Annotated in this window: 4 protein-coding genes; all 4 read left to right on the forward strand. The window is 47.4% G+C overall.

Annotation, left to right across the window (positions count from 1 at the left end):
• The first annotated feature begins 74 nt into the window (after positions 1-74).
• Genes tssH through GKR48_RS04555 form a run of 4 tightly spaced genes read left to right on the forward strand, consistent with a single transcriptional unit; the run spans position 75 to position 8476 of the window.
• On the forward strand, positions 75-2738 hold the full coding sequence (gene tssH / locus GKR48_RS04540; RefSeq protein ID WP_154627181.1) for a type VI secretion system ATPase TssH: 2664 nt from the start codon (positions 75-77) through the stop codon (positions 2736-2738).
• Positions 2735-5281: a type VI secretion system Vgr family protein gene (locus GKR48_RS04545; RefSeq protein WP_154627182.1), complete on the forward strand. Its 2547-nt coding sequence runs from the start codon at positions 2735-2737 to the stop codon at positions 5279-5281. The genes tssH and GKR48_RS04545 overlap by 4 nt, the downstream gene beginning before the upstream one ends.
• Positions 5282-5333: 52 nt before the next feature.
• Positions 5334-7643: a hypothetical protein gene (locus GKR48_RS04550; RefSeq protein WP_154627183.1), complete on the forward strand. Its 2310-nt coding sequence runs from the start codon at positions 5334-5336 to the stop codon at positions 7641-7643.
• Positions 7643-8476, forward strand: coding sequence for a formylglycine-generating enzyme family protein (locus GKR48_RS04555; protein WP_154627184.1), 834 nt, complete (start codon positions 7643-7645; stop codon positions 8474-8476). The genes GKR48_RS04550 and GKR48_RS04555 overlap by 1 nt, the downstream gene beginning before the upstream one ends.
• Positions 8477-8490 lie beyond the last annotated feature (14 nt).

Below are 8490 nucleotides of genomic sequence, written 5' to 3' on the forward strand. Positions count from 1 at the left end.
AACCTCGGTTAACGGTTAGGGGCGGTAGCGTGCCTAAACACATTGATATCCACCAGATTATCTAGGGAGAGAACATGGAAAATTCTTCAGTTATGTTATTGCGTCGCCTAAACCCTTTCTGTGCAAATGCACTAGAGGCAGCCGCTTCCTTGTGCCAAACACGCGCCCATGCTGAGGTGACCATCGAACATTGGTTACTCAAGCTACTTGAGCTAGGAGAAAGTGATATCACTGTGTTAGCGCGCCGCTATGAATGGGATATTTCTGCACTTTGGCAAAGCCTGTTAACAGACATCGACAACCTGCCCCGCTCTATCCATAGCCGCCCATCCCTCTCAAAATCACTCCTAAACTTAATTCAAAACGCATGGGTGATTGCCTCATTGGATGAAGATATCGAGCACATTCGCAGCGTCCATATTCTTGCGGCGATGGTGAAGCAACCCACTTTAGTTCCGAACGACGCCCTTTGGCCATTAATGACCTTAAGCATCACACAATTACAACGCTTAAGACCGATGCTTGATGCGCAATCCGATGAGCGCCCTGAAGTTCAGCAACTTGCGGCGCATAATCAATCTTTACCGGCGGAAGCGCCGCTTGAGGCTCAATCCTCTAACGAACCCCCTGCACCGAATGTCATCGGTAACACACTGAATGATGCCTTACTGGCAGTGCTGAATAAATTTACGGTGGATGTGACCGAAAAAGCACGTGAAGGTGCGATTGACCCAGTCTTTGGGCGTGATGACGAAATCCGTCAAATGGTGGACATTCTTTCTCGCCGCCGCAAAAACAACCCCATTCTCGTGGGCGAACCGGGTGTTGGGAAAACAGCGTTAGTGGAGGGTTTAGCCTTACGCATCGTTGAAGGTAATGTTCCTGTTAGCCTGCAAACCACATCATTACGCACATTAGATTTAGGGCTACTGCAAGCAGGGGCTGGCGTCAAAGGTGAATTTGAACAGCGCTTAAAAAATGTGATTGAAGCCGTACAACAATCTCCAACCCCTATTCTATTATTTATCGATGAAGCCCATACCATCATTGGCGCAGGCAACCAAGCGGGTGGCGCTGATGCCGCTAACTTACTCAAACCCGCCCTTGCCCGTGGTGAATTACGTACGATTGCCGCCACCACTTGGTCTGAATATAAGCAATATTTTGAGCGTGACGCCGCTTTAGAACGCCGTTTCCAAGTGGTCAAAGTGGATGAGCCGGATGACGAAAAAGCCTGTTTAATGCTACGTGGACTAAAACCACGCTACGCAAAATATCATGGTGTTCACATTACCGATGATGCGGTCAAAGCCGCCGTCACCTTATCTCGCCGTTACTTGACCGGTCGTCAACTCCCCGATAAAGCCGTGGATTTGCTCGATACCGCCAGCGCCCGTATCCGCATGAGCCTCGATACGCTCCCTGAAGAACTGACGCGTTTAAAAGCCAAGCGCAATGCATTAGAACTTGAACAACAAGCGATTCTTGATGATTTGGCGATTGGCAACACCACCAACCAATCCCTGCTGAGCGAATTAGTCACTCAAGATGCGCAATTAGCCCTGCAAATGGCGGAACTGGAACAGCGTTTTGAGCAAGAAAAAACCCTTATCAGCGAGCTCTTAGAACAGCGCCGTCAATCCCAAGATGTCAGCAATACCCAATCACAGTTAGAACGCGTTCAACAAGATGAGCCGCTGATCACCCCCGATGTGGATGTTAGAACTGTGGCTACTGTTATCGCCGACTGGACAGGCGTGCCATTATCCAGCCTATTAAAAGATGAACAAACCGAACTGTTGGAGTTAGAAGACTCACTAGGCAAACGCGTTGTGGGTCAAGAAAGCCCATTACTGGGGCTTGGGCAACGACTGCGTGCTGCTCGCACGGGTCTCGCCTCAGAAAATGGCCCTCAAGGGGTATTTTTATTAGTCGGTCCAAGCGGAATCGGTAAAACTGAAACTGCATTGGCCTTGGCTGATGTGCTGTTTGGTGGCGAAAAATCCTTAATCACCATCAACATGTCCGAATATCAAGAAGCCCACACCGTCAGCCAATTAAAAGGCTCGCCTCCAGGTTATGTGGGTTATGGTCAAGGCGGGATTTTAACGGAAGCCGTTCGCAAGCGCCCTTATAGCGTCGTGTTACTCGATGAGGTGGAAAAAGCCCACCGCGATGTGCTCAACCTGTTTTATCAAGTCTTCGACCGTGGATTTATGCGCGATGGCGAAGGTCGTGAAATTGATTTTCGCAATACCGTGATCTTAATGACAGCCAACTTGGGCAGCGACTTGCTTATGCAGCAACTCGAAGAGTTCCCTGAGTCTACCGACGGCGAGTTACAAGAACTGCTGCGCCCAACCTTGCGCGACCACTTCCAACCCGCTTTACTCGCCCGCTTCCAAACGTTAATTTATCGACCATTAGGCCCTGTGGCACTGCGCCAAATTGTTGAAATGAAACTAGGCAGCGTCATTAAGCGTCTCTACACCCACTACAAGCTTGAAGGCATTATCGAAGAAACGCTGTATGACACGCTCGTGAGCGCCTGTTTATTACCCGACACCGGTGCCCGCAATATAGATAGCCTGCTTAACCAACAAATTTTACCGGTACTGAGCCAGCAACTACTCATGCGCCAAGCCAACCAGCAGCAAGCACAAAGCCTGACGTTGGGGTATAGCGAAGAAGACGGGATCACCCTGAGTTTCAGTGATATTGAGGAGATAACTCCATGAGCCTACTCGATACAGCCAAAAACCTCCTTCAAGGTCAAAACCGCTATCGCCTAGAAGTGCAAGGCTACTCAGATTTACTGGACGTTGAACATTTTACCGGGCGTGAAGCCGCTAGCGAACCCTATCGCTATCAAATTACGTTTACCTGTTCCGCCCAAGATCTTTCTGCTCAACAATTATTGCGCCGTAATGCCAGCCTGACCTTTTGTGTACCGATAAATAACCTTATGGGACTCGCCACTCAGCCGAGCGTTGCCAAGCGCGTTCATGGCGTGGTGACAGATTTCCGCCGTCTCTCTGGCTCTGCGGATGAAGCGCGCTACCAGTTAGTTATCGAGCCTTTTTTTGCGCTACTGCGCCATCAAATTCGCAGCCACCGTTTCTTTATCAACCAATCCATCCCTGATGTGGTTGAACAAATTCTGCGCGAACATAATTTCAAAGGCTGGGAATTCGAATTTCATCTCGAAAAAGCATACCCAAAGCGCGAACAAATCAACCAAATTAACGAAAGTGACCGCCAATTTATTGAGCGTTTACTCAGTGAAGTGGGTATTTTTTATCGCTTTGGTTTACAAGATGATACCCAAACCGAGGTACTCCACTTTACAGACAGCCAACGCGGCTATGTGTATGACAAAACGCTGCCACTCAATAGCCCATCTGGGCTGAGCGATAACCATGTTGACAGTGTTTGGGGATTATCTTTGCGCCATCAAGTGGTTGAAAGCACTGTTTTTGCCAAAGACTATAACCACCGACTGGCGGAAGATACGTTGATTTCCGCTGTCGCGGATATGACGCGCGGTGACGGCGAAAAAACCAACTATGGCGATGTTTATCACTATAAAGGTCGTCACCTGACCCGCGGGGACAAAATTCGTCCCGATGCGGAAACGGCTAACTTCTGGGCAAGACTCGACCACGAGCGCTTTTTGGCTCGTCAGACTTTACTACGCGGAGAAAGTAGCGCTGCGGATCTTACTCCTTTATTAGTATTAAGTATTCAAGATAACCCGCTCAGTTCGACGTTACCCAGCGTATTCAAATCGCCAATTCTAATTACTCGCCTACGCTTTACCGCCAGCCGAGATAAAGCGCTAACCGTCCGTTTCGACGCCGTGCCTTACACGGAATCACTGTGTTGGCGCCCTGCTCTAAAACCACGCCCAGTCATTGCCGGAACATTAATGGCGCGCGTCACCAGCGCAAAAGAGCACGACATTTATGCCCACCAAAATGAACACGGCTTTTACTGGGTCAAATTCGACGCGGATCGTGATGATAAAACCAAGGGCTATGAAAGTATGCCCGTGCGTTTGGCGAAACCTTACGCCGGCGATACTTATGGGATGCATTTCCCACTGATTCAAGGCACTGAAGTCGCTATCGCCTTCCATGAAGGCGATCCAGACCGTCCTTATATCGCCCACGCACTGCATGATTCCCGCCACCCCGACCACGTTACGGATAAAAATAACACCCGCAATGTGATCCGCACGCCTGCGAATAACAAACTGCGCATGGAGGATAAACGCGGGCAAGAGCATATTAAGCTCAGCACTGAGTATGGCGGAAAAACCCAATTAAACCTGGGGCATTTGGTCAACGCCGAACGCGAACAACGCGGTGACGGTTTTGAGCTACGTACTGACAGCTGGGGCGCGATTCGCGCGGGTAAAGGGTTGTTTATTACCACCGATAAGCAGGATAAAGCTGGTGGAGATGTGTTGGCGATGGAAGAGGCAATACAGCAACTAGAGCAAGCTCTCGCAATAGCCAAAAGTTTATCAAAGTCAGCTGAAATTAGCGGTTCTATTCCAGCCGATATAGCATCCCAAGATACACTCAAGAATAGTTTAAATAACCTACAAGCTCCCGGTGTACTTGTTCATGCCCCCGCTGGAATAGGCGTATTTTCACCTAAAGCGATACATCTCGCTTCAGGTCATGAAAGTATTGCCATAACCGCTAATCAATCGGCAAATATATCTGCAAATAGCGCAATCACATTCAATGCCAAGAATGATGTCAGCATTTACGCTCAAAGTTCAGGCATTAATGCAATAGCCAAATATGGTGATATAAAAATACAGTCTCAAAATGATGCAATGTCAATTTTATCTAAAAAAGACCTTGATATTAGAACGATTGATGGAGCACTGAATATTACCGCAAAAAAAGAAATTATCCTTAATTGTGGTGGTGGTTACATCAAGATTGCAGATGGTAATGTTGAAATTGGCACACCAAGCAATGTATTACTTAAAACAACCAATGTTCAGAAAATGGGTGCAACTAACTTCAACTCTCCAACACCTGAAATTCCAAAAGGCTTCAGCGAGCAATTTATTATCAAAGATGAAATCAGTCAGGAAGTTTTACCCTTTACCAAATACACACTCACCACTGATGATGGAGATACCTATGAAGCCATCTCAGATAAAGACGGTAGAACGCTTGAAATATTTACGGCTACTCCACAAAAAATCGACATGAAAATAGAACGGAATAATCAAGATCCCCTTTCTGATACGGACTAAAACTATTATTCACAACGAAATCTTACCGTCTATTTTATTCAAAGGTATTTTTATGTCAGAAAATATTGAAAATAACCATCAATCAAAAACAAAACCGGGGGCTACTGGGGAAATCGCCACCAGCACTGCGCCAACTAGCCTCTATTTTCACCCCGACAGTGGTACGTTCCTTTTTCCCGATTATAACGATGCACGGGCCATCGAACTCGATAATAATCAAATGAACGGATTATTAGCACTTCGTGTGGATGCAGAATTACGCATAGAAGAGCTTCAACGAAAGCTCGGTGATATTTCACAACCCTATGATGTTAATAAATTGAAGGATAGAGAACGTTTACTGGCAGAGCTGCGCAAAGAAGAGTTATGCTTCGATACTGCCGTGAAAAATTTAAAAACGGAAATGAAAATGCTTGCCCCTCCGGAGGAACTGCCCAAAACCAAGCTCTTGGACGACAGCAGTAAAAAAAGTGCCATTGGACTCATGGAGCTCATCGAAATCAGCGGGGGAAAAAAAGGGTATAAATACACCTACGTGCGTTCCGATAAAATTAAAAATCATATTCGCCGCTATCAACTGAATGAGAATGACAAGAAAAGTGGGACTAAAAGTTTTATCACGACCGAGGAATATACCGATGACAAGGGGGAAAAGCGCCAACGGCAAGTGATTGACAAGGAAAAGCTCACATCACAATTAACCTCGGGGAAAGTGAATATCCCCCTGCATGAACTAAAATTAGTGAAGGATTCCTCGGGGGCGCTTGGGGAATGGGCGGATGAGTTGAATGAAAAGCTCAAAACCTCCCCGTATAAAGGCGATAACTTTGAATTCGACTCTCAATCTCAATTGATGCGTTGGGGGTATGGCGCGGGGTTTAAAGCCGGATTCAGTCCGTTTGAATTAGATTTACGTACCGGAAAGCGCAAAGACGGCTCTTTACCTTCCGCTGAAGGGAAATTCAGTGCTTATGCCGGTCTCGCTTTGGCGGAATCCAAAAGTACCTTAAAACTGAAACTCCCGTATGACCAAGGAATTACCCTGATATACCCCTTGGATGCGGATAAAATCCCCGGTGGCGGCAGGGGCGTATTAGGGACGATGCGATTGGATATTGATGTGGTTTTGTCCGGGAGTGTCGGGGTGAGTCTTGCCGTGGAAGGGGGCGCCAGTTTTCAGGGGAATACCATGCAGGGGTTATCGACCTCCGTGGCATCCAAGACGGACCCGAGCGAACGAAAAGCCGATGTCTGCCAACCGCCTGTCAACCCAAAAGTAACGGGGGAAATCGGGGTCTTTGCCGGGGCGCAAGCCAGCTTGAATGTGACCGGTTCACTGAAATGGAATTCCCCGCATAAATCGGAAACCGGCTCAACTCAAGCCGAGGATGGTTTTGCCGTTTTAGGGAAAATCAGTGCGGGCGTTTCAGTGCAAGCCGGCATGGGGCTCTCTGGGGCGATTCAATTCACGTATACGGAGGGGCGGGTTCGTTGTTTGGTGTCCGGCGGATTGTGTAAAGGCGTGGGCGGGAAAGGCTCGCTGGCATTTGACATCAACGGGGAAGCTATCTTTAAAGATTTTCTGCCCACGTTTGGTTACATGCTGCGCAATATTGATTACATCAAAGTCTTAGCCATCGTGAAGGACGAAGATTTTCAAATCTTTTGCATGTTAACCCTTTTGGAGTCCATGGAAGTAGTCAAAGATATTAAGGCTTTCCTTCAAACCTATCAGGATTTAGCTCAATTAATCGAAAAATTAGATAAATCATGGAAAGACAAAGAGGCGCGTGTCGCGTTAATGGAGAATGTCAACCGCACTAATGGCGGGTGTTTAAAGTTAGCGCCCCCGGAAAGTAAAGGAGCAGCGATTGCTTCACTGATGACCGGGAATTTTTGGGATGAGCTCAGCCCAGCCAGTCATCAAGGTACGACATGTGAAGGCGGTGTACGGTTCGCCTCGCGTAAACGGGCGATTTTACTGATTTTAAGCTGGGCACAATCCAAACGTGATTACGAAAATATTATGCAGCACTTATCCATGAATATTGGGGTGAAAGGGGATTGGCGCGCGAATGAAGCACGGGTGGTAGCGTTTTTATCGGGTGGGGAAGCGCCGATTTCACCGCTAAAAACGCAACTGTTCGGTCCTGCCCCAACTATCATAGGGCAGGTACCGGACATTCGGATAGAGCCCAGTCATTACCGACAAAATCTGGCTGCACTGTATCAACATCTCCCGGATAGCCTTGAGGTTCAACGAAATTCGGATGTGAATCAACAGATCCCGTTAAAGCAAGTCGATTTTGTGTATGTGGACAGTTGTACGCGCGTATTTGTAGACGATAAGGAGTTACGATAATGACAAGGACATGGCGTCTCTACACCCCGTTACTGATAGTCATGCTTACCGGGTGTGATAATGGGCAAAAAGAAATTGAAGCAGCTCAGTTGCGACAAGCATCAATGGAAAATATGGTCTCCATTCCAGGGGGGCGTTTTCAGATGGGGGATTTTGGACCGTTAGTGGAGGATAAACTGCCGTATAGTTTTGACCTTTCAACCAAGCCCTTGCATTGGGTGTCCTTGTCAGACTTTAAAATGGGCAAATACCGCGTGACGTGGGGGGAGTTTAATCGCTGGCTTGATTTACAGGGGCGAAATAAAACCGAATATTACCTTGATGTGAAAAATAATCCCTATGCAAAAAAAGATAAGTTAGGGGACGATTATCCCGCAAAAGTATCGTGGCAAGAGGCGAAAGATTATTGCCAATGGTTAGGGACAAATAGCGGCAAAAAAACCGATTTACCGACGGAGGCACAGTGGGAATACGCTGCGCGCAGCGGTGGACAATTTTTGATTTTCGGGAATAGTGATAACAAGTTGTATCATAGTAACGAAGACCCCAAACGAAACTTTACGACTCTGCCAGCGCCTGTAGGACGTTTTGCCCCCAATCCCATTGGGCTGTATGACATGATGGGCAATGGAACTGATTGGGTTAACGATTGGTATAATGACGATTATTATCAACATTCCCCCGAAGATAACCCGTTAGGGCCAAAAAATGGAACGAAAAAAGTGGTGCGAGGCTATCTTGGCAGTGTTGATGGTACATTGACGATCACCCGAGGTGGGCGGCTTCCTGACCATGAATTTGGAAATGGGTTTCGGTGTGTCGAAAATCTATAATCCCATTGAGAGGA

The organism is Providencia sp. wls1943, assembly GCF_009706275.1.
Taxonomy (GTDB): domain Bacteria; phylum Pseudomonadota; class Gammaproteobacteria; order Enterobacterales; family Enterobacteriaceae; genus Providencia; species Providencia zhijiangensis.